Source organism: Fischerella sp. (assembly GCF_013388695.1).
In the GTDB taxonomy this organism is placed as follows: Bacteria; Cyanobacteriota; Cyanobacteriia; order Cyanobacteriales; family Nostocaceae; genus PCC9605.
The window spans coordinates 1-21,992 of sequence record NZ_JACAEU010000126.1; the positions used below are offsets into that span (position 1 = coordinate 1).

General features: G+C 42.4%; 20 protein-coding genes. 2 read left to right on the forward strand and 18 right to left on the reverse strand.

Annotation, left to right across the window (positions count from 1 at the left end; all coding sequences use genetic code 11):
• Nucleotides 1-298 precede the first annotated feature (298 nt).
• The 8 genes from trxA to HXY43_RS16770 all read right to left on the reverse strand — a co-directional run bounded on the left by trxA (nt 299) and on the right by HXY43_RS16770 (nt 7,797).
• The gene (trxA, locus tag HXY43_RS16735; protein WP_026733805.1) at nt 299-616 is read right to left on the reverse strand and encodes a thioredoxin; all 318 of its coding nucleotides are present in this window, start codon (nt 614-616) and stop codon (nt 299-301) included.
• Nucleotides 617-725: 109 nt separating this feature from the next.
• Nucleotides 726-1,523 carry an ABC transporter ATP-binding protein gene (locus HXY43_RS16740; protein ID WP_290884911.1) on the reverse strand — a complete coding sequence of 266 codons (798 nt, stop codon included), beginning with the start codon at nt 1,521-1,523 and terminating at the stop codon, nt 726-728.
• A gap of 130 nt (nt 1,524-1,653) precedes the next feature.
• A complete protein-coding gene (locus HXY43_RS16745) occupies nt 1,654-2,502 on the reverse strand; it encodes an ABC transporter permease (protein WP_290884914.1) in 849 nt (282 codons plus the stop codon).
• On the reverse strand, nt 2,499-3,539 hold the full coding sequence (locus tag HXY43_RS16750; protein ID WP_290884917.1) for an ABC transporter substrate-binding protein: 1,041 nt from the start codon (nt 3,537-3,539) through the stop codon (nt 2,499-2,501). The genes HXY43_RS16745 and HXY43_RS16750 overlap by 4 nt, the downstream gene beginning before the upstream one ends.
• Nucleotides 3,540-3,563: 24 nt before the next feature.
• Nucleotides 3,564-5,126, reverse strand: coding sequence for a phosphate ABC transporter substrate-binding/OmpA family protein (locus HXY43_RS16755; RefSeq protein WP_290884920.1), 1,563 nt, complete (start codon nt 5,124-5,126; stop codon nt 3,564-3,566).
• Between the two features lie 220 nt (nt 5,127-5,346).
• Nucleotides 5,347-6,033 (reverse strand): hydrogenase nickel incorporation protein HypB, encoded by a 687-nt coding sequence (gene hypB, locus HXY43_RS16760; protein ID WP_290884923.1) that lies wholly within the window; start codon nt 6,031-6,033, stop codon nt 5,347-5,349.
• Nucleotides 6,017-6,379 (reverse strand): hydrogenase maturation nickel metallochaperone HypA, encoded by a 363-nt coding sequence (gene hypA / locus HXY43_RS16765; RefSeq protein WP_290884962.1) that lies wholly within the window; start codon nt 6,377-6,379, stop codon nt 6,017-6,019. The genes hypB and hypA overlap by 17 nt, the downstream gene beginning before the upstream one ends.
• A 224-nt stretch (nt 6,380-6,603) precedes the next feature.
• The gene (locus tag HXY43_RS16770; protein ID WP_290884926.1) at nt 6,604-7,797 is read right to left on the reverse strand and encodes an agmatinase family protein; all 1,194 of its coding nucleotides are present in this window, start codon (nt 7,795-7,797) and stop codon (nt 6,604-6,606) included.
• Between the two features lie 357 nt (nt 7,798-8,154).
• Here HXY43_RS16770 and fabG point away from each other — a divergent pair, with 357 nt between their 5' ends.
• Nucleotides 8,155-8,919 carry a 3-oxoacyl-[acyl-carrier-protein] reductase gene (gene fabG / locus HXY43_RS16775; protein WP_290884929.1) on the forward strand — a complete coding sequence of 255 codons (765 nt, stop codon included), beginning with the start codon at nt 8,155-8,157 and terminating at the stop codon, nt 8,917-8,919.
• A gap of 66 nt (nt 8,920-8,985) precedes the next feature.
• On the opposite strand, the gene HXY43_RS16780 is transcribed toward fabG, so the two are convergent.
• Nucleotides 8,986-10,065, reverse strand: coding sequence for an MraY family glycosyltransferase (locus HXY43_RS16780; RefSeq protein WP_290884932.1), 1,080 nt, complete (start codon nt 10,063-10,065; stop codon nt 8,986-8,988).
• A 221-nt stretch (nt 10,066-10,286) separates the two neighbouring features.
• Between HXY43_RS16780 and groL the strand changes: the two genes are divergently transcribed.
• On the forward strand, nt 10,287-11,945 hold the full coding sequence (gene groL / locus HXY43_RS16785; RefSeq protein ID WP_290884935.1) for a chaperonin GroEL: 1,659 nt from the start codon (nt 10,287-10,289) through the stop codon (nt 11,943-11,945).
• A gap of 453 nt (nt 11,946-12,398) precedes the next feature.
• On the opposite strand, the gene HXY43_RS16790 is transcribed toward groL, so the two are convergent.
• From HXY43_RS16790 to HXY43_RS16830, 9 genes are all read right to left on the reverse strand, one after another.
• On the reverse strand, nt 12,399-12,572 hold the full coding sequence (locus tag HXY43_RS16790) for a hypothetical protein (protein WP_197036075.1): 174 nt from the start codon (nt 12,570-12,572) through the stop codon (nt 12,399-12,401).
• A 61-nt stretch (nt 12,573-12,633) separates the two neighbouring features.
• Nucleotides 12,634-13,638 (reverse strand): glycosyltransferase, encoded by a 1,005-nt coding sequence (locus HXY43_RS16795; protein WP_026733794.1) that lies wholly within the window; start codon nt 13,636-13,638, stop codon nt 12,634-12,636.
• Nucleotides 13,639-14,019: 381 nt separating this feature from the next.
• Nucleotides 14,020-14,844, reverse strand: coding sequence for a class I SAM-dependent methyltransferase (locus HXY43_RS16800; RefSeq protein ID WP_290884942.1), 825 nt, complete (start codon nt 14,842-14,844; stop codon nt 14,020-14,022).
• An 82-nt stretch (nt 14,845-14,926) separates the two neighbouring features.
• Nucleotides 14,927-16,207 (reverse strand): ABC transporter ATP-binding protein, encoded by a 1,281-nt coding sequence (locus HXY43_RS16805; RefSeq protein WP_290884945.1) that lies wholly within the window; start codon nt 16,205-16,207, stop codon nt 14,927-14,929.
• Between the two features lie 2 nt (nt 16,208-16,209).
• Nucleotides 16,210-17,082, reverse strand: coding sequence for an ABC transporter permease (locus HXY43_RS16810; protein ID WP_290884948.1), 873 nt, complete (start codon nt 17,080-17,082; stop codon nt 16,210-16,212).
• A gap of 213 nt (nt 17,083-17,295) precedes the next feature.
• On the reverse strand, nt 17,296-18,804 hold the full coding sequence (locus HXY43_RS16815; protein ID WP_290884951.1) for a hypothetical protein: 1,509 nt from the start codon (nt 18,802-18,804) through the stop codon (nt 17,296-17,298).
• A 40-nt stretch (nt 18,805-18,844) separates the two neighbouring features.
• Nucleotides 18,845-19,912, reverse strand: a complete 1,068-nt coding sequence (locus HXY43_RS16820; protein WP_290884954.1) for a glycosyltransferase — start codon at nt 19,910-19,912, stop codon at nt 18,845-18,847.
• A gap of 28 nt (nt 19,913-19,940) precedes the next feature.
• On the reverse strand, nt 19,941-21,230 hold the full coding sequence (locus HXY43_RS16825) for a glycosyltransferase (RefSeq protein WP_290884957.1): 1,290 nt from the start codon (nt 21,228-21,230) through the stop codon (nt 19,941-19,943).
• 518 nt (nt 21,231-21,748) lie between these two features.
• On the reverse strand, nt 21,749-21,992 hold a 244-nt coding region (locus HXY43_RS16830; protein ID WP_290884960.1), incomplete at its 5' end, for a hypothetical protein.

The window sequence follows — 21,992 nt, forward strand, 5'->3', positions numbered from 1 at the left end:
GGGAGGGCATCTCGCTACCGCTTCTGGACAACGTGTAAGACCATCTAAAGGCACTGCTTTTAGAGGCAATGTTGGGTGAAGGAAGAATCTCCGCCGTTCTACGGCGGGGAGTTGTCAAAGGTATTGCTACTAAATGATGATGCTACTAGTGGTTTATGTCAATAGTTTTGATGAGTTGTGAAAGTTCGCAGTCAGGGCTTTATACCTTAAAATTGAGCGATAAATCGCTCACTACAAACCTCTCATAATTAATGACACAGACCACTAGGAACTATAACTACCTGCTGAATCGTTTTAATTAAATTAGGGATTTGAGATGTTGAACTAATTGTGGTGCTTGCACTACACCTTCAATCCGATTTATCGGCTGACCTTGCTTAAACAGTACCAGAGTTGGTAGAGCAGCAATTTCATACTGACTAGCTAATTGTGGGTATTTCTCGGTGTCAATCTTTACAATTCTGATCTGGCCTTGAAGTTGAGCATTGACTTGTTCTAATATCGGAGCCATCATCTGACAAGGCCCGCACCAGTCAGCATAAAAATCTACCAATACGGGTACATCAGAACCAGACAGCATCTCTTCAAAGCTGTTGAATTGCTTTTTAGTAGTCATGTGATACGCACCAGTTTTTTATCGTTTGATTTTAATAGTAGTTCTTAGCAACCTCGATGAGTGTAAAGCATCTTTACGGCGCTTCACAAGAAAACTGACGAGATGCTGCTTAGCCTACCAGAGGTAGCTGCTTTGGGCTGCTGTTTATTTGAAGTCCGTCCTCATACAGGAGTCTTCTCACATCATTTTTATATGTCTGAAATGTTTGATGTTGCTTGATTTGAGGATTCGATTTGCTAGGTAGTTGGATTTGCACTTCTTGCCTAATTGTACCCGGTCGCGAACTTAATACGTAGATGCGCTGTGATAAAAAAATTGCTTCCTCAACATCATGAGTAATCATAAAAATCGTGGTGCTGGTGCTACGCCAAATTTCCAGCAAAAATTGCTGCATAGCTTCTTTTGTCTGTGCATCCAAAGCGCCAAAGGGTTCATCCATGAGTAAAATTTTTGGTTGCGATGCTAAAGCACGGGCGATCGCTACTCGTTGCTTCATCCCACCAGAAAGTTCTTTAGGTAGCGCCTTAGCAAACGTAGATAAACCTACTACTTCTAGATAATAAGCCGCCTGTTGTCGTCGCTGGACTTTCGGTACACCTTGTAGCTTCAAACCAAATTCTACATTTTCGGCAACACTCATCCACGGATAAAGAGTATAGCTTTGAAAAACCATACCACGGTCAGATCCTGGCCCTGTAACCCGCACTCCATCAACTAGTATCTCCCCTGCTGTCGGAGTATCCAACCCCGCAATTAAGCGTAGCAGAGTTGATTTACCAGAACCACTTGCCCCTACTGCACAGACAAACTCCCCTTCTTCAATATGCAAATTAATATCCTTGAGGGCAGTCAGCAAACCGCGCTTAGTTTTGAATTGTTTGTGGAGTTGATTAATTTCTAAATGCATAATTTGTCATTTGTCATTCGTCATTTGTCATTTGTGAAAAGAGCGAGTAGTTAGTAGTTAGTAGTTAGTAGTAAGCAAATACAAACAACCAACAATCAACAAACAACAACTAACAACTCATAACCCTCACTTAATCAATAGCCCACTTGCAAGAAGCCCGCAATAACAATCGAAACAAAAGGTCAATTCCTAAACCAATTAAACCAATTACAATTAACCCAGCAAAAATTTCATCGGTCTTGAGATACCTTTGGGCAACACTAATTCGGCGTCCTAAACCTTCTGTTGCCGCTACCAATTCCGAGACAATGACTAAATTCCAAGATGCTGCCATATTGACGCGACAAGCATCGATAATATTAGGCAGAATAAATGGGAAAATGACTTGTAGTAAAACTTGTTTTCTTTGCCCACCTAAAGTATAAGTAGTTTCCAATAATTCCTTGGGAACAAACTTCACTGCATCCATCACCATTAAGGTGTTAAAAAACAGCGTGCCGATAAAAATCAGCATAATTTTCGGTGTTTCTCCCAATCCAAAATATAAAATTAGTAAGGGAATAAATGCTGGGGCTGGCATATAGCGCACGATACCAATAAGTGGTTCTAGCAATGCCCGAATGCTGGCAAAAGTACCCATCAATGTGCCTAAAGGAATGGAAATGATTGCTGCTAGCAAAAATCCACCCAGGACTCGAAACAAACTAAAGGCAATATCTTTTTGCAAATCTCCACTGGCCAAAAGCCTTTGAAATGCATCCCAAACTTGACTTGGAGAAGGAAGAAACAAAGGTGGAATTAAGCCTGTGTTGGCAATAATCCACCAGAGAAGTATAGGTAAGGAAATTGACAAGAACATTAAAGTCCAAGCCAAGTTGTTGGGAATATCCTCAGCAATGCGCCAAAAACAGGTTTGTGGTAACATTTTCTGAGGACGCCCAGAATTAATTGCTTGCAAATCTTCAGCGTGTTGGTTCATGATGTTTGCTTGGCAGCGTAGGCTTTGATAAAGCGATCGTCAAAGATTTGGTTAAGATTAGGCGCTTGTTTGATTAAACCGCTCTCAACGAGAAACTTGCTAATTTCCTCAGCGGCGTATCTCAGAGATGTCATATTTTGACCGGGAGTAAATGCTTTCAAATTTTCCTCTAGAGTAAAGATTTTAGTCCCTGCGTCGTATGCCTTATATTCGGAAACTGACACCCCTGCACGTTTTGCCATAATTTCGTAAGCTTTTTCTTGATTTGCTTTCATAAAATCTAAAGTTGCAAACCAAGTATTTACTAAAGCTTGCACATCTTGCTGACGTTCGTTAATTAGTTTGCGGCTAACTACTAAATGGTCGGGAATTGCACCCGGAAAGTCTTTAGAACTAAATAATTCTTTACTGCCAGAACGTGATAAAGCCTTTGTAGTGAAGGGTGCAAACACTCCCACTGCATCCACTTGACCAGCAACAAAAGCTGCTGCGGCTGCACCTGTTTCTAGTGGTTGAAACTGAATATCAGCTTGTGTTAAACCTGCTTTTTTCAAACCTAGTAATAATAAAAAATGGTCAACAGTTCCTTCTTCAGCTGCAACTTTTTTGCCTTTGAGGTCAGCAATCGTATTAATTCCTTCTCGGACGATAATTTTATCGTTGCCAGTGGAATTGTCATTGACCAAAACAATTACCTGATCTGCACCAGCCGCTACTGAACTAATCGTGTCATTCAAGGTTTGAGTATTGGCATCCAATTGACCTGCTCTCAAAGCATTAATGGAATCTAAATAGCCATCAAACCACTTCAAATCGACATTAACTTTATTTGCCTCAAACAGGTTTTGTTCTTGAGCAATTTGCCAAGGAAACCAACCAGGCCAAGCACTAAAACCAAATTGAATTGGTTTGGTATTTGTAGGAGTTGCAGCAGAATTTTCCGACGTAGAAGTTTGTGGAGAAGGAGTACAACTGACTGCAACAATTAAACTTATTAAAAATAAAGCTAATAAAGATGGTAAAATTCGTAACTTCATGAAACCCCTATCACAACTCACAACCTAATTAACACGAACTAGACGAATTTCCGTGCGTTGATTACGTTTATCCTCAGGATGAACTCCAGCTAGTGGTTGGCTGGAACCTTTACCCACAGCTACAATCTTGTGCTTGAGACCGCGATCGCGCAGATAGTTAGCCACTGTCTGTGCCCGTTTTTGACTCAGGTCTTGGTTAAAATCAGCCTCGCCAAATCTAGAAGTATGACCAATTACTCGTACACCTATTGTTTGTTCGTTAAATTCTGCAATCTCCCGACTCAGCTTATCTAGCGTTTCCTTACCTTGATTAGTAAGCTGAGCAGAGTCAGTTGTAAATTTCACCTCCCCTTGCTGTTGTAAATTGCCAATATTAGGGGCGGTGGCAATCTGGTTGGGATTGAAATTAGGCATGGGAGCGATCGCTTTTCCTTTACCAGCAAATCTGTCTGCTAGTTGCGGGTTATCGATACGCACCATTTTAATTAGATTTTGGGTATTTTCTGACGCCTTCGCAATGAACTCGGAGGTAAACAGTTCCTTGGGATTCTGGGGAACCTCGTTCATTTTGCCTACTAACACCAGCACCGCAGCAGTAGAGTTAATGCGTTTCTCTAAAATGCCATCCGTCATCCAATTATCAGCTTCCACGGAGGTAAAAAAGTCAATACCTTGCAAAACTGCACCAGCATCAGCGTTAGATAACTTCCCATCAAGAGCAATTTGTGCCTGCAACTGTTCAGCATTGCGGACATTGGTATCAATCAGACGGTAATAAACTTCCAGTAATTGTGAAATCTTCTCTGGTTGCGACTCAATCAGGCGATTAGAAGCAACAATCACATCTACAATAGTCCCCGGTAAATCCTTACTGGATAACACCACCGTGTAACCCTTCTGTCTAGCTTGGCTGACATAAGGTTCCCAAAGCACAGCAACTGCCACATTTTGATTGGAATCTTGCAATACCTTCCAGGCATCGGCAGCATCTGCCACTCTTTTGATTTGGAAATCTGACAGCTTAAACTCCTCAAATTTGGTAGTTAACACCTGTGCCAAATACTCGCTAGGTGTATCGCCAGCAAAGACAATTGTGAACTGCTCTCCCTTGTTGCGTGCTTGCTGTACCAACTGGCTCAGAGCTAGCATTGATTTGAGATTGGGATACTTCTTAGTGTTGAGGACAACCGCGTCTGCTCCCACTGTAGTGTCAATTAGCCCCACAATTTTTCCCTGAGGCTGTTGTTTGAGAAACTGATCCAGTGTCGTTACCAACAAATCAGATTGTCCCTGATTAAAACGCTCAGCACGTTTGGCTTGATCAAATTCATCTTCATAACGCAAGTTTAAACCAGCTTTTTTGACCGCTTCTAGAAAAGTCTGACTGCGAAAAGTGCTGTAACCACTGAAAGTATCTCCCAAAAGCGTTAACTGATTATTGATCGATTGATTTACCGATATGTCTTTTTCACGTGATAATGAAGGCTGCGTAAATTGATCTATTAACCACATCGTACCGAAGGTCAAACAAGAAACTCCTAGCCCAAGAGCCAAAAAAAGTAAAATGGGAACGTTACGCTTACTCATATGACCTCAGGAAATCGTAGTATTTAACCAGACAACATATTTGGTCTTCCAATTAGATTTATAAGATGCCTGATAACCGCTGGTTTTTATCTGAGTGACACTTTAGTTTTTGTGACAAATTAGCTCTTAATCCTCTATCATTAGTCACTAGTTTTTTTGATGCAAGCCTTATAAGTAATGTGAAACAAAGCTTGTGCAGAAGTTCTTGAGTTTACCCTCACTACGCTCTTAGGGTAGTTAGTGATTTGAACTGACGCACCCAATCAAACCAAACTTCCAAGCCCTCACCTGTTTTAGAAGAAACAGGAATAATCCTAATATTAGGATTCATCTGACGGACATTAACTTCAATGCAGCTAATATCAATATCCAAATAAGGAGCCAAATCTATTTTGGTAATCAGCAGACAATCTGCTTCTTGGAACATAATCGGATATTTCAGCGGTTTATCTTCCCCTTCAGTTACGCTCAATAAAGCAACTTTGGCATGTTCTCCAACTTCAAATTCAGCAGGACAAACTAAATTACCAACATTTTCTACCAGCACTAAATCAAAGTCAGAAGGATTGTATTCGTGTTCCAGTCGATGAATTCCGCCTGCAACCATTTTGGAATCTAAATGACAAGAACGACCCGTATTAATTGCAATCACAGGCACACCGTATTTCCGCAGGCGTTCTGCATCTAAATCGGTGGTCATATCCCCTTCAATCACGGCAATTTTTAACTCATTGCTCAAAGTAGCAAGCGTACGCTCTAGTAGTGCTGTTTTACCAGCACCTGGGCTACTCATAATGTTGAAACAAATAATTCCCCATTCATCAAAATGCGATCGGTTGTGGTCGGCTCCTTGCTGGTTAGCATGAAGCAAGTTAATTCCTAATGCTGCGTCAAATGTTTGATGCATAAGCGTACTCAATTTTGTCAATTTTCAACTCTCTACCTGAGCGAATATCCTCCATTGGAGAATGACATTCAGGACAGGCGTATTGCCAGCCAATTTGCGGTGAATATTCTTGTTGGCAACGGTGACAAAAAGCAATTAATGGTGTTTCTTGAATTACCAGTTTTACCCCTTCTAAAAAGGTATTGCGCGTCTGTACCTCAAAAGCAAATTGCAAGCTTGCTGGTTCAACACAAGTAAACTTACCAACAATCAGGTGAATTTGAGAAATTTGTGGATGCTCAAGCTGGGATTCACACCAATCTTTTACAGTTAAAATGAGCGCTTTTGTCATATCAGTTTCGTGCAAAATTCCCCTCCTTCGCCCCAGGCTAAAGCCCAGGGCATACTGACTGAGTACAAAATCGCATAAATTCATAGCGAAATCTTTCTATTCAGACTCTGCGCCCCTCTGCGCTCACCTTTGCGAGCCTCTGCGTTTAAAATCGCTATTTTTTACGCAAAACTCAACCAACCCTACCTATGCAGGTTTATATTTTTATCCCCACACCATGTACGGGTACAATGATAAATTTACCTCCAATTTTCCACTAACTCTGATTGTGCCTCGGGGTGAATATATGCGGGTTTTTCTTTGCGTGGTAATTGACCAGATATCACTAAATGCGCCATTGTGTCGCAAATGACCCTTGTCGCCATTAATGATGTAATGTCGCTGATATCGTAAGGAGGTGAAACTTCGACAACTTCCAGTCCACAAATAGGTGCTTTCTGGATAATTTTACCTAACATGTAAAGCGCTTCACGCGGTAATAATCCACCAGGTTCAGGCCAGCCTGTTCCAGGGACAAAACCAGCATCGATGCAATCAATATCAAAGCTGATGTAAACGCAGTCAGTACCATCTAAAGCTCGTTCTAAGGCAAAGTTGACTGCCGCATCCAAACCTATCTCTGTGATGTCCGTAACTGTTAAGATATTGGTGGCTCTTTCTCGACAAACTTTTACACCTTGACGCGGCACTTGCCAACCACCAATTCCTAATTGCACGAGGTTTTTTGCTGGAGCATTTTTAATATTTGTTGCATGGAACCAGGGACAGGTATGCATCCGCTCATCGAGGTCTGTTTCCTGGGTATCAACATGACGGTCAAAGTGAATAATTCCGACTTTTTTGTCACCTAAGTGACGGCAAACACCTCGCACAGTCGGAAATCCAATTGAATGATCGCCTCCCATAATGATGGGAAATGCACCAGAACTAAAGATGTGAGCAATGCCTTTAGAAATCTGGTCAAAAGACTTTTCGTTATTTGCTGGAATGGTAAAAATATCACCCACATCACATAAGGTAATTTGCTCGCGCAAATCAACACCTAGTTCAAAGTTATAAGGGGTGTACAATGCCGAAATTCGGCGGATTCCTTGGGGGCCAAAACGAGTTCCGGGTCGATAGGTAGTTCCAGAATCATGCGGTACACCCACAATCGCAACGTCGTATTCGCCGACTTTTCGCACATCTTCTAAATAGGGTGCTTTCAAAAAAGTATTAATTCCGGCAAAGTGGGGAAGTTCTCCGCGAGAAAAGGTAGGAATGGAGCGATCGCTGATACTTTCTGCTGCTTCTAAACCAAATTCTAATCCTCTAGAAACTTCCTGCTGCCACCCTGTCAGGGGCAAATTCGCTTCTTTTTCCAGCGCCCGATTCGCTTGTGTTGCAGGTCGTTGGAAATGAGAATTGGCGTCAGTAAAAGATTGATCGGTCATGTTTCAAAATATGACATCTAAACAATTGTAAGGAAAAAACGACAGCTCGGGTTAGTGATAACAGTTTAATTTCTGCTATGCACCTCCCAGGCTTTTTTCCCGCCGTGTAGCCAGTTCTTGTTAAACTGGGTGCTTCTCTTGAACCAGTCGTTTAACTTCCTAGAATTAAACTGGAACTAGAAACTACAAGAGTTAGTGGTTAGTGGTTGTTAACTATGCCCAATTCCCAATGCCCAATGCCGATGTCCACTCTCCCCATCTCCTTACCTGTAGTCAAATTAAAGCGAATTGTTATTAGTTGCGCTCCCGAATCACCCTATGATGATTAGCGCGGTGAAACAATCAAGAGGAGTAGTTATGGAACTTTTACCAGAAAATTTACAAACTTTGCGAGGACAAGTTGCTATTGTCACTGGTGCTTCTCGGGGGATTGGGCGGGCGATCGCGCGAGAATTGGCAAAAGTCGGAGCCAGCGTAGTTGTCAATTATGCTAGTTCCAGCCAAGCTGCTGAGGAAGTAGTGTCAGAAATTACTCAAGCAGGTGGTAGTGCGATCGTACTCAGCGCTGATGTCTCCAAAGCTGAGCAAGTAGATGCTTTAGTGAGTGCCGTCACCGAAAAGTTTCATCGCATTGACATCTTGGTCAACAATGCTGGTATAACTCGCGACACACTATTGTTACGAATGAAGCCAGAAGACTGGCAAGCAGTAATTGACCTCAATCTCACGGGTGTATTTTTATGCACTCGTGCTGTCAGTAAAATCATGCTCAAACAGCGATCGGGGCGAATCGTCAACATTACCTCTGTCGCCGGACAAATGGGCAACCCCGGACAAGCCAATTACAGCGCTGCCAAAGCAGGTGTCATTGGTTTTACCAAAACCGTTGCTAAAGAATTTGCATCTCGCAGCATTACCGTTAACGCCGTTGCCCCTGGCTTCATCGCCACCGACATGACAAGTAATATCAATGCCGAAGAAATTCTCAAATATATTCCCCTTGGTCGCTACGGGCAGCCTGAAGAAGTTGCTGGTATGGTGCGCTTCCTAGCCGCCGATCCCGCAGCAGCCTACATCACCGGACAAGTCTTTAACGTCGATGGCGGGATGGTGATGGCGTAGAAAAAATTATGAATGATGAATGATGAATTATGAAGTTTTTAGTATTCATAATTCATCATTCAGCATTCATGTTGCCTTTATCCTTTGCCAAACGGTGAAACCTAATAAGGTAATAATACTGAAGGTAGTAGCAAGTATTACTACCAGGCTCATGCCTCGGATTGTCATCGCCAGCCAGTTGCAAACTAAAGCAATTGACCAAAGAGTCAAGGCTGCATGGCGCTGAGATAAACCCCAAGCTAGTAAGCGATGATGTAAATGGTCTTTCCCTGGAGTTTTCATGGGGTTTTTTCCTGCCAGAAGTCGCCGCACTACTACTTGGGTAGTGTCTAGCACTGGCAAAAGCAAAAATAAAACAGGTGGTACTAAAGAAAAAATTGTAGTAGCTTGTAGTTCACCGACAATAGCAGTTGCAGCAAGTACATAGCCAAAAAAGTAAGCTCCAGCATCACCCATAATGATGTGTGAAGGGTGGAAATTATGGCGCAAAAAACCCAGCGCTGCTCCCGCTAATGCTGCCAGAACCAGGGTTGCTGCTGCCCAATTCGGAAACTGTGCCGAAACAGCTAATAAACTCATGGCGGTGATAAAGCTAACTCCTCCTGCCAAACCATCCATACCATCCATCAAGTTGATGGCGTTGGTAATTCCCACAACCCACAATACTGTTAGCAAGGTTGACAGTAGCGAGTCGAGGGGAGTACCAAAAGTAACTTTAATGCTAATGCCATTCCCAACTAGCAGCAGTGCCGTCAGAACTTGCACTAGTAGGCGAACTGAAGGAGGTAAGCCAAATTGGTCGTCAATGAAGCCTACTAGGACTAATATTGAACCTCCTAAGAGAATAGTTAGCACTTGAGCCAATACACCTTGGAGTTCAATAGGTCTTAACAGGCTTGCTAGTATCAAAGCCGCTATTACTCCTGCATAGATAGCCAAACCCCCTGCGTTAGGTAAAGGTTCTCGGTTTAACCGCCGTGCATTTGGTTGGTCAGCCCAACCCACCCGCAAAGCAAATTTGCGTACTGCCGGAATTAAACGCCATGTCACAGCCCAAGCTAATAAAAATGTAAAAACTACCGCCAACCAGCCGGAACCGCTAGGGTCAGCAATACCAAGCGCCTCAAGGGAGCTGTATATATTCATCTCCCATTTCCACCATTACTGCCTTTATCCAACATCAGCATCAAGTGTATACTAATCATTTTTTTTCTCACCATCAGAAAAATGAGCAACTTGCTCAAGCATTCATCAGTTACCAATTTTTTAGTGAACAGGTTTACTATTAATTGTTGAGTTAGCACTCTTGTCCTGTGAGTGCTAAATTGTCTAATGGAAGAACTCACTAACTGAACACAAATTGAACTATGGCCAAGATTATTGCATTTGATGAAGATTCGCGACGGGCGTTAGAAAAAGGCATAAACACTCTTGCCGATGCGGTGAAAATTACTTTGGGGCCAAAAGGTCGCAACGTCCTGTTAGAAAAAAAATTTGGTACGCCCCAAATTGTTAACGATGGTATCACCGTTGCCAAAGAAATTGAACTAGAAGACCCCCTCGAAAATACTGGCGCAAAACTCATCCAAGAAGTTGCTTCCAAAACCAAAGAAGTAGCTGGTGACGGCACCACTACAGCAACAGTGCTAGCACAAGCGATGATCAAAGAAGGCTTGAAGAACGTAGCTGCTGGAGCAAATCCAGTCGCGATGCGGCACGGCATTGAAAAAACTGTTGACAGGTTAGTGCAAGAAATTGTGGCGGTAGCAAGACCGGTTGAAGGTAGCGCGATCGCCCAAGTTGCGACTGTTTCCGCTGGCAACGATGAAGAAATCGGTGCCATGATTGCCGAAGCAATGGAAAAAGTCACCAAAGACGGTGTCATCACCGTAGAAGAATCTAAGTCCCTGACCACCGAATTGGAAGTGGTAGAAGGGATGCAAATTGACCGAGGTTACATTTCCCCCTACTTTATCACCGACAACGAGCGGATGACGGTGGAATTTGAGAACGCCCGGATTCTCATCACTGATAAGAAAATCAGCAGTATTCAGGACTTAGTGCCTGTTTTGGAAAAAGTTGCTCGTTTGGGTCAACCCCTACTGATTATCGCTGAAGATGTAGAAGGCGAAGCTTTGGCAACTTTGGTTGTGAACAAAGCGCGGGGTGTGCTGTCAGTTTGCGCCATCAAAGCACCTGGATTTGGCGATCGCCGCAAAGCGATGTTGCAAGACATTGCTATCCTTACTGGTGGACAATTGATTTCCGAAGAAATCGGTTTAAGTTTGGATACCGTTAGTTTGGAGATGTTAGGAGTTGCCCGCAGGATTACGATTGACAAAGAAAACACCACAATCGTTGCTGGTGGTGAGCACACAGCAGACGTACAAAAGCGCATTGCCCAAATTCGCAAGCAATTGGAAGAAACCGATTCGGAATACGATAAAGAAAAACTCCAAGAACGCATCGCCAAGCTAGCTGGTGGTGTAGCTGTCATTAAAGTGGGTGCGGCAACAGAAACCGAACTCAAAGACCGCAAACTGCGGATTGAAGACGCCCTCAACGCTACCAAAGCCGCTGTGGAAGAAGGAATTGTGCCTGGTGGTGGTACAATGCTGATTCACCTGGCTACGAAAGTCAATGAAATTAAAAATAGCCTCAACGAAGAAGAAAAAATTGGTGCTGGTATTGTTGAGCGATCGCTAGATGCACCCTTGCGCCAAATTGCAGATAACGCTGGTGTTGAAGGTTCTGTGATCGTCGAAAAAGTGCGTACTACAGAATTCAACATTGGTTACAACGCTGCTACTGGTGAATTTCAAGACATGATTGCTGCGGGTATTATTGATCCCGCCAAAGTCGTGCGTTCAGCCTTGCAAAACGCCGCTTCTATTGCTTCTATGGTTCTAACTACCGAAGCTGTCGTAGCAGAAAAGCCTGAGAAGAAAGCCGCAGGTGGTGCTCCCGATATGGGCGGCATGGGCGGCATGGGCATGGGTGGCATGGGCGGCATGGGCATGATGTAGTTCTAGATTGTATATAAAATCTTTTTGCATACAGTTTGTCTTGCCAAGACAAACTGTTTTTTTATACCATTGCGTATTCAGAGACAAACCAGTAAAAGTTAGCTAGGTAAAAGGAAAATAGAAATTCTTAGTTGCAAGTTTTTGGAGAATTCGTGTAAATTTTCTTGCTAATTACAGAATTTAGACAAAAAAGAAATGCACAAATGTAGGGTGCATTACGGACATTCGCTCTAACGCACCCTACAGTTGAATGGCACTTACTTAAGCGATCGCTACATGTGAGAGAAGAGACTAAAAAAGTCTGCAAGTCTGTACTAAACTAAAGATTATGAGACTTGCAGACACAATTAAAAACAACAATGTTTGATTTTTTCTCGCCTACTTACTTAATAGGCAGATCAGCCTTGAAAGCTCTATGACGAACCCACAGTGTGAGTTGCAACTAATCTCAGGTCAACTACTAGTATAACTTTGCGTAACTATCGATACTGATTGCTCAACTTCACTGATGGGAGCAGGTTTCATTTCCCCGCGAAAGTCTAAGATTTGGACAATGAGGAGGTAGGCGATCGCCAATATTATAGAAATTACGCCTGTAATAATTGCAACAATTTTTGAGCGATTCATCAGTATGACCTACATTGTAAGCACTCGTGCTGTGCCTATATCTAGATAGCTACAGTCTATACTATAATGGTACGCCTAATTTTCTTTCCTGGTTCGACAAGTTATCTACTGTAGAAGTGACAAACTTGTGGGTCAAAAGAACATAAAAGGCTATTCTTTCACACTGACGAAATCCACAAATATTTTGCACGATATTATAAATTGCTTTTCTACTCTTCTTCTTAAAGTCTGGATAGGTAATTAAAACTTCTTCTATTAATTTCAGGTATAATTTGTAATAGTCACTCTTCAAAGCTTCTCTAGCCAGTTCAAAATAGCATTGAGCCATAGCACAACGATATTTATTGGAAAGTTTGTTCAACTTCAAGAGCTTCTTTTCTACCTTTTTTAATACTATCATTTGGCATTGAATCCAGCGGCTTTTCGAGGAGCTGGAGACTGTGACATTGCCATAGCGTCTGTAAACTGAATAGCAACCCGGTTGATATACGACTTTTGCACCGTTGATGACAACTGATAAGAAAAAATCTCTATCTTGTGCGACTGCTAATTCTTCATCCCAGCCATCACTTTTTTCTATAGCCGTTCTTCTATACAGTAAAGAAGCAACAGCAGTCCACCAATTTACTAGTAGAGATTCAAGAATATCTGCTTGTGCTCCCGAAATTTCAATGTTATCTAAATAACTTTTTCCGTCGGGTAGATGATGCTGGTATCTCCAATCACCATAAACAACATCCGCTCCCGTTGTTTCTAAAAAGTGCACTTGCCTTTCGATTTTTTCAGGTAAGATGTAGTCATCTGCATCCAAGTACTGAATATACTCTCCCTTTGATAAAGCAAAGGCTAAATTTCTGGCGTGATTTCCCCCTTGATGGGGGCAACTTTTCCAGATGATTTTGTTATCATAACTTTTGATAATTTCTAAAGAATTATCAGTTGAACCATCATCAATGACAATAATTTCGATATTGGGATAAGTTTGTTGCAAGCAGCTGTCTATTGCCTCTGCCAACCATTTGGCGGCATTAAAGCAAGGTATAATTACCGAAACAAGCTTTGACATTTTTGTTATCCTCTAAATTTGGAAAAATAAATAGGTAATGTCATTACGATGGAAGTGGTAATTATTTCTTTTTTCGGAGCCAGAGGCTCTGATATCTCGTTATCAGGTTGACAGATTCAACCTGGTAACGAGGGTTTGGAGGCTGAGCCTCCTGACTGTTGCATAGGTGTGCAAGATGTTTTTTGCCACTTTCGGCATAAAGTACTTTCGCAACCAGGAAAGGGAGAGTAGGAGATAGGGAGGTGGGGAGTTGGGGAGATGAAAAGTCAAAAGTCAAAATTTTTGAATTTTGAATTTTGAATTCCGCGAAGCGGTTCACCCCATCACCCCATCCTCCAAGTCCTCCTTCCCTTCCAATTTGAAGATTACTGAATTGGTGTACTAGGTCGTTGCTTTATTTAATTTCCACCACTTGGTGAGGAACCAACTCCGCCAACGTGTCATGAATTTAGGAAAGTCATAAAGTTGTGGCTTGGCGAGGTAAACATTAGTGCAAAAGTCCAAGCGCACTAAACCGCGATCGTCTGCCCAACGGGTGTGCAACTCCTGCAAATCTAAGATAAGTTGCTCATAGCTCGATCCAGAACGCGGGACGAAGTATTTACTCTGGGCGTAACCGATAATACCGGGCAAATCCAACTCATGAGAGTGGGTAAAGGTACAGCGACGGATATTTGTGAAATGTGGGCTGGACAAGAGGGGTTTGAAACCACCACCAACCTTTTTTTTTGGGCTATCCTTCGATGCCGCTTTGCGAAGTATGCAACCGAATTCGTCCAAAAATTTGTTATCCGCAGCCCAGTGGTTCCATACTAAAGCCAACCGTCCAGAAGGTTTGAGAATGCGACGGAACTCCGATAAAGTTGGTGCAGGATCGAACCAATGGAAAGCCTGGAAGCAGGTTAATAAGTCAACAGATGCGTTAGGTAGTTTAGTAGCTTCGGCAGTTGCATCAGAAAACTCTATCAATGGATGAGTGTCAGCAGCTTGTCTCATTGAAGTATTCGGCTCAATCGCAATGACACGTACCCCTCGCTCAGCAAGAAGACGCGAGGCGATGCCTGTACCAGCCCCAATATCTGCTGCAACAAGCTGCGATCGCTCGCCAAGTCCCTCTAAGATAGTATTGATTGCGTCAGCGGGATAGCTTGGTCGATACTTGACATAATCTGTTTCTCGCTCGTAAAAAAGTTTTGTTGGTTCCATAGCCTTAAGCAGTGTTTTTTTGGTATTTGTCTGGCTCGCAAAAAATAGTTGGCATTTGTTTAAGTAACTAAATTCATTCGACTTATTTATTAATGACTTGCCACTTTCTGGGTTGATAAAACAAAGAATTAAATGTCTTCTGACTTGTTTTCACAATAAATCTAAAAGATTGAACTCCATCAAAAGAATACGTACCTTCCCTTACAAAGATTTTGGCGCTATACAAACCAGGTGATAAGCAGCAGTAGGGCATTTGCATCTGTAGCTCCACTTTTCCTGGTAATACTTCTAGTTGCTCATTATCATTAGCAGAAGTTAGATACAAAATACGTTCATTTTCTCCTGCTTGCGCTGTAATTGATACACATAAGTTGACATTATTAATTTTCTTATTTGCTCTGCATTCTACGCAAAAATAAGCTGTTTCACCAGTAACAGGCGCTTCTAAAATATTTCCTTGCTCATCCTTAAAACACACAGAAATAATATCTAAACCTGTACTTTCATGGAGAGATTTCTCTGGCAAAAACATTGCTCCTGTTGGCTTATCTAACCCATGCAGATACAAATCTTCTTCGTATCTACTCATAACTAAACTTGTTTCGCCAGATGTAATCAAGTGTCCCTTGGAAAGATAAATAGAAGATTCACATACATTTAATATCGTTTGGGGATTATGAGAAACTAGGATAAAAGCTGTGCCTTGTTCTCTAAGTTTCGCCAGCCTCCGATGACACTTCATCCTAAACTTTATATCCCCTACAGCCAGCACTTCATCAATGAGCAAAATTTCTGGTTCTATATGTACTGCACAAGCAAATCCCAGCCTTGCTGCCATACCAGAACTATAGGTTTGCACGGGCGCATCAATGGCATCAGCAATTTCCGCAAAATCTATGACATCCTGAAATTTTTCGTCAATTTCTTTTGTAGATAGACCCAAAATTGACATATTTGCATAAATATTTTCTCGTCCTGTCAGGATTGGATTAAACCCTGCTCCTAATGCAATTAAAGGAGCTATTCTACCCCTAACTTTAACTCTGCCAGTATCAGGTTTAATTAAGCCACTAATAATACGTAACAGCGTACTTTTTCCAGCTCCATTTGAGCCGACTAAACCTAGTGCTTCTCCCCGTCGCAGCTGAAAACTGACATCTTTAAGCGCCCAAAACTCTTTTGATCTTAAGGTATCACCTTTTCTACTTCCTCCTACCAATTCTGTAGCAATGTCTTGAACGCCGTATAATAAAGACTGTTTTAAGTTTCTACAAAACTTTTTAGAAACATTCTCTACTGAAACTACTACTTCAGTCTCATCTTGAGACTGAACAGAAATATCTGTTTCGATTAACTCGGTCATGATTAGGAACTCACTCTCTCAACCACGAAAGGCATAGCAAGACGGAATGCAATCCAAGTTAGTAGCAAGCCAAGCAAAGTAATTGCACTTACTACCCAAAATCTCAAAGGTTCTGATACTACTCCTGTTGTTGCTAATTCTCGGGCTGTTACTAGTAGAGGAGTTACGGGATTTAGTTTGACTAAAAACCCAAATGTTCCTGCACTGGGGACTGGATAAACTACTGGAGTTAAAAATAGCCAAAACCCTGTTATTAAAGTTAGCCCCTTAGACACATCTTGATACAAAACCCCTAATGGAGCTAATACAATACCGATGAATGTTCCCAGTAAAACTAAGTGAATTAATGCCACAGGTGTTAAAATTAGCGTCCAACTCACAGGCACGCGAAACCAGATAAACAGTGCTACTATTAAAATCAGCTTGATCGCAAAGTTAAAAAACACTTCACCCAACTTCGCCAAAATTAATGCTTCTCGGGGAAAGTTAACTCTGGCTAGCATCGGTTTCGCTGTTGTCACTGCTTGCACCGGGCCATTTAAGGCTTCCACAAAGGTTTGCCATAGGGCTGTGCTAAACATGACATAAGCTGGATATGGTAAATCTGTTACCCCAACATTAATAACGTTGGCATCATTGGCAAGGGTAAATCCAGCAGCCATCACAATTGGGGGTAAAAAAGCCCAGACTATTCCTAAAAATGATTGGCGGTACTGGGCACTGATATCGCGTACCATCAGCCGCCAAGCGAGTTCGCGAGAAGCTAGCAAGTCTCGCCACATTTGTTTGAATAATTGGATTGGATATCTCAGGCTACTTTCTGGTGTATGAATCACCTCAGGTAGCCGATATCTTGAACGCGTATTCTGCTTCAATGTTTGTCACCCTACAGAGATATTACACACATAAATTTTCAATTACAGGCAAGCACTAGTACCGCTGCCTTAGAAGTCAAATGTCAAAAAGCTTATGATTTTATGATTTAGGCTTTTCGTTTCCTTTTCCTTGTCTTTCTTTTCCTCCTTGTCTTACGAGCGATTGGATATTTTTTTATTTGGAAGTCTTTGAGGTGATGAGCAAAGTCAGCGTCAAAATCGCAGTTTGTTTTTAATTATCTGGTAAGGATATGTTGGATCGTAGGAAGATTTGATGGCGATCGCTCGAAGTTTACCAAAATAATGCTCATCTGGATTGCAGGGATAGCTAGATAGCTGAGGGGCAATTCTGGAGATGAGTTCGACTTGATACTTAGCCTCAAGGCGGCGGTGTTCTTCGATACCAAGCATTAGCGCGTAGTTGCGAGCGGCATTAATGACAGGAATCCTTTCGATTTTACTTAGGTCATACAACTGTTCTTTTGAACTTTGCCAGCCAGCTAGGCGTTGCTCGATGTAAAAACGATCTCGCCAATCTAAGTGTTCCTGGGGAGTTTTTTGCACCCATTTCAACCAATCTTGTATGCCTGCGATCGCGCTTGAAGCCAACGGCTCGTTATATGCTTGCGCTATCTGTTGAGTGCAGGTTTTGAGGTCATCAATGGAATCGGGTAAGGACTGACGCCCCAAGGCTTTGCCTACACCGAAGCACCAGCCACCAATGGAAATTCCCTCTAGGGAATCACGCACACTGCGGAGAAAGGGTAGAGCATCGCCCTCTGATACGTGACCGACAGTGTGAGCGGCGACGAAATGCAGGCGATCTGATTTACTCTTGCTTTGTCCGCGCAGGAAGATGTGTTTGTACCCAAGTTCATGTGCCAATTGGGGTGGTAGCAAGCGATCGGCTACCGACATCCTGGGACTGATCCGGGTAAAGGGCATGATGTTGATCTTGGCACAGTATGCTGTAGCCAACACCAGTCGTGAGTCAACACCTGCTGATAACCCCAGCCACAATCTACTTTCTGCTTGTGAGAGTCGCTTTAACGCCGTCATCAAACTCTGTTTGAGAAGCTCTAAAGTTTCGTTGTAGCCAAGGGAAGGATTTATGGGGGGCATTAGCGATCGCGGTTGGATGCTACCATCTTTGAGTTCGAGAACTTGGCTAGGCAAAAGACGGTTAATGCCAACAAAGCGAGAATAGGGCGGTGTGAACCACGATAATCCCTGTTGGTAACGCAACTGTCGGGGATCGGTTTCGGGCGAAAGTATCATGGCAAGCAGCGCTGGACTGCTTGATACCCAGATTTTGCCATCAGGTGTTGTTCCATAGAAGCAACCAAGCAGCCCACTGGCATCCATGTGTACCCGATCCCTACCAATTAACACCCAGCGCCCTGCCCAACTGGGGTAAAGCTCAGGTATGTCGGCGCTAGCAGTTTGTGCAATCTGGCTCGGCGGTTCTGGGCGAGACTCAAGCGTTTCCACAGCCAGCCCTAACAAAACCCAAGGAACACCATCAGCGTCATTCGTCCAGCTAGCACGGAGTTCAGGGCAATAGGAGATCCACGTTGAGGTGTTCAACTGGCGACAATGCCAGTCGGCATACGGACGAAAAGCTTCCGAGCCGATGACAAATTGTCGGCGATGAAGCCGCATAGTGAATGTGGAGTTAGTAGTGGGCAAAAATTTTTCATTTTTAGCCGAGCGATCGTGCATACTTGTGTTTTCTCTTTGCAGGTCATAAACCCACTTATCCCTACGATGATGCTGTCATCGCCGATGTCGGTGGCTGCTGTGGTGGAACTTGATCTTGCTGACTTTGCAAATATCTTCTTGCGTAGCGAGTGGTCAAATAACGGTTCAGTGCTTTGTCAATTGTACGGAGAAGTTTCGCTACTGCCCGAGAACCCATTTTCCCGAAAGGAAGTTTGCGGGCGATCGGGCTGACAATTGTCATATCTCGCCGCCATCCCAAGCGTTTATACTTGTTCTGAAAGTACTCATCTTCAGTCAGGTTCCACTTGTCGCGTAAGCGTTTCAAGCTTGCCAATTCCCAAGCATCGCTCCACCGCAGCATATAGAAATGTAAGTCTGTCCACTCCAGTGGTGGCCCTGGCACATATGTCACCAAAGATTCAGGTTCCAGGTAGACTGTACCGCCAGCCTCAACCACTAATATACACAAATCTACGTGTTCTTTCGTGTTTAGCAGTGCTTCATCCAACAGACCGACTTGATCGAATATTTCTGTGCGTACCATCATGCAGTGGAACTCTGCCAGTCCAGTTTTTTGCCGTTGCAGTTGGGGACGCACGTCTGCTACTTTGCGACCTTGTTTGTAGATTTTCTCAATCATCCGCCGTCTGGTTGTCTCGCCTTTCGTTTCTACCTTCACTCCAGATTCTCCACCTGCACAATGTACTTCTGTATGTAATGGCAGGTACTGGCAAATGAGGGGACTAACTATAGTCGCTCCGGTTTCATCAGCACAATCTATCAACGGCTTTAGCCAGCCAGGAGTAACTACCACGTCATTATCAATGAAGACGACATATTTGCTGTTGACTTGGCGTAAACCTAAGTTCCTAGCATGGTTGGGAGAGAGGTAGTGTTCGGTGCGAATTAGTTGAAACTGCTTCTCGGCTGCTTTAGTTGCCAGATAATCCCTAATATGCGACGGTGAACCACCATCTACGTAGATTAACTTAAAGGGACACTTTGTATGCTCATAAATGCTTTCCAATGATTCTCGGGTATAGCTGAAACGCTCCCGTGGAACAACAACAATCGTCACTTCTGGCTCTACAACTGATGGCAAATTCATATGTTTATCCTTCCTTAATTTCAGCAGTTCATACACATTCAGTAGTGATTGTCGGTTGTGGTTGTTGCACCCGGCATGAGTATAAATTATTCGCCAATACTTGCCGATAAATTTCCACTAGCTCATCGTTGAGTTTGTGGATGTCATAGTGTGCTTCTACATAGGCACGACCTGCTTTACCCATTTGTTCCCAAATTTCTGGATGCTCGATGAAATAGCTCAATTTCTCAGCAATAGCATCTGCATCTCTTTCTGGAACAAGAAAACCAGAAATACCATCTTGAACTAGTTCAGGAATACCACCGTGGAAAGTACCTATGACTGGTAAACCCATTGCCATTGCTTCTTTTAGGGTATTGACAGGAGCATCTTGGTTTCCGTCTTTTGCTGTGACACTTGGGGCAATAAAAATATGAGCGCGATCGAGAATTTCAATAATTTCTTGCTGGTTTTTCCAACCAAGAAGTTTTATGTGCTCAGCAACACCTAGTTCCCTAATAACTTGTTCAAAGTGTGCTTTTAACTCTCCATCACCGATGATATTATACTCAATATTTTCATGAATATTTAAGACTTTGGTAACGGCACGAATGGCGTATTCTATTCCTTTTTTTTCGACTAAGCGACCAGTCGTAGCAATGCGAATTTTCCCATCCGATTTGAGTTTTCTGACTTGAAATTGAAACCGACTACAGTCTATTCCTGAGCCATGAACGACTACTTTGTTTTGATCGCAGCCGAGTTTAATTATTCGCTTCTTAAAAAATTCGCAGTTAGTAAGAAAAAAATCTCCTTTGATAAATAGTTCATCATAAACTTGTTCTCCATATTCTTGTACATACCAACTGATATCATAGCCCCGAAAGCAAGTAATTAACTTTCCTTGGATAGCACCAAGTTCGCGATAAATCAATCCTTGATTGCCTTGTATCCCAAATTGGCAGTGGATTATATCGTATGTTTGTATCTTTAATAAAGGTATAATTGAGTACAATAATCTCAGGGAAGCTGCGTTCCTACCGTAGCGAAAAAAGTTGAGCGATCGCAGTATTACAAGAGGAGCTTGATTAAAATTGGCAATTATAAATCCCAGACCTTTGAGCAAGCGCCAGAAGTGATTTTTAGGAACTGAAAGAGCATAATAGGTATGCTTGAGCAAGTTATAAGTTTCTACATCTGGATGAAATTTAGAAGCATCATCCGGTGGAGAACCGTATATGTGAACCTCATGTCCACGATTAATTAATCCAGTAATTTGGTTCAGAATAAACGTTTCAGATAAAACTGGAAACTTGTTTACGATAAAGGCTATTTTCATTTGGATCTTTGACAGCTTACTAGCTGTTTCAATTTTGCCATCAGACTGAAGTCTGAATTTTGCTGATGTTTATTTATAAGCTTAATGATTTTGGTCACAAATGAATATTATTCCAGACATTTTTACAATCTTTTTAAAAAAATCAGAGAATTTCAAATTTTTTTGAAATTAAATAATTTACTACTCTCGATAGAGCAAGTAAGAATAATATCATGTTACTGGCATGATGACAAAATTGCTGATTCCGAGCGGCAAAATATGTTCGCGTAAAATTATGTAAATTTTTATAAAAAATATATTTTATGGCTAGAGAAAATTTGCATTACTACATTAGTTTTTTGAGGTAATAAAGAAGAAGCGGCTGGGATAAGAGCAAAAATATTTTCATACTTATTTGTGAGAAAATTCTCATAAAGATGAGATTTTTCTCATAAATAAATGTCTTGAAAACCTACTTTTACTTCTTGTGAGAAAAGTTAAAGAGGAAACAATAAGTAGGTCGGTACAAATAAAGCTAACTAGTTAAGGTCGTCATTAGTCATTGGTGAGCCAGCACGCTCCAAAGGGAGTTCTCCCCCAATTCCCACTCCCTGTCGGTAGAAAGGCATAAATAAACTAAAAACAGTGCGGGCTAGAAGCCCAGCCCACAAGAGCTTTAATAATATTGTGGGGTGGAGAGAAGTCCGAGCGGAGGCTTCCTCCGTAGACGCCCTCCGGGCGGCTTCCCAAAGGGTTCGGAACTTCGGAGCATCCTGCCCGCCC

What these genes read in the sequence shown, in the direction of transcription:
- HXY43_RS16750 (WP_290884917.1), bottom strand. Translation starts at nt 3,539, where the DNA reads ATGAAGTTACGAATTTTACCATCTTTATTAGCTTTATTTTTAATAAGT.
- HXY43_RS16740 (WP_290884911.1), bottom strand. Translation starts at nt 1,523, where the DNA reads ATGCATTTAGAAATTAATCAACTCCACAAACAATTCAAAACTAAGCGC.
- groL (WP_290884935.1), top strand. Translation starts at nt 10,287, where the DNA reads ATGGCCAAGATTATTGCATTTGATGAAGATTCGCGACGGGCGTTAGAA.
- hypB (WP_290884923.1), bottom strand. Translation starts at nt 6,033, where the DNA reads ATGCATCAAACATTTGACGCAGCATTAGGAATTAACTTGCTTCATGCT.
- HXY43_RS16795 (WP_026733794.1), bottom strand. Translation starts at nt 13,638, where the DNA reads ATGTCAAAGCTTGTTTCGGTAATTATACCTTGCTTTAATGCCGCCAAA.
- fabG (WP_290884929.1), top strand. Translation starts at nt 8,155, where the DNA reads ATGGAACTTTTACCAGAAAATTTACAAACTTTGCGAGGACAAGTTGCT.
- HXY43_RS16805 (WP_290884945.1), bottom strand. Translation starts at nt 16,207, where the DNA reads ATGACCGAGTTAATCGAAACAGATATTTCTGTTCAGTCTCAAGATGAG.
- HXY43_RS16820 (WP_290884954.1), bottom strand. Translation starts at nt 19,912, where the DNA reads ATGAATTTGCCATCAGTTGTAGAGCCAGAAGTGACGATTGTTGTTGTT.
- HXY43_RS16780 (WP_290884932.1), bottom strand. Translation starts at nt 10,065, where the DNA reads ATGAATATATACAGCTCCCTTGAGGCGCTTGGTATTGCTGACCCTAGC.
- HXY43_RS16745 (WP_290884914.1), bottom strand. Translation starts at nt 2,502, where the DNA reads ATGAACCAACACGCTGAAGATTTGCAAGCAATTAATTCTGGGCGTCCT.
- HXY43_RS16790 (WP_197036075.1), bottom strand. Translation starts at nt 12,572, where the DNA reads ATGAATCGCTCAAAAATTGTTGCAATTATTACAGGCGTAATTTCTATA.
- HXY43_RS16825 (WP_290884957.1), bottom strand. Translation starts at nt 21,230, where the DNA reads ATGAAAATAGCCTTTATCGTAAACAAGTTTCCAGTTTTATCTGAAACG.
- HXY43_RS16755 (WP_290884920.1), bottom strand. Translation starts at nt 5,126, where the DNA reads ATGAGTAAGCGTAACGTTCCCATTTTACTTTTTTTGGCTCTTGGGCTA.
- HXY43_RS16770 (WP_290884926.1), bottom strand. Translation starts at nt 7,797, where the DNA reads ATGACCGATCAATCTTTTACTGACGCCAATTCTCATTTCCAACGACCT.
- HXY43_RS16800 (WP_290884942.1), bottom strand. Translation starts at nt 14,844, where the DNA reads ATGGAACCAACAAAACTTTTTTACGAGCGAGAAACAGATTATGTCAAG.
- HXY43_RS16815 (WP_290884951.1), bottom strand. Translation starts at nt 18,804, where the DNA reads ATGCACGATCGCTCGGCTAAAAATGAAAAATTTTTGCCCACTACTAAC.
- trxA (WP_026733805.1), bottom strand. Translation starts at nt 616, where the DNA reads ATGACTACTAAAAAGCAATTCAACAGCTTTGAAGAGATGCTGTCTGGT.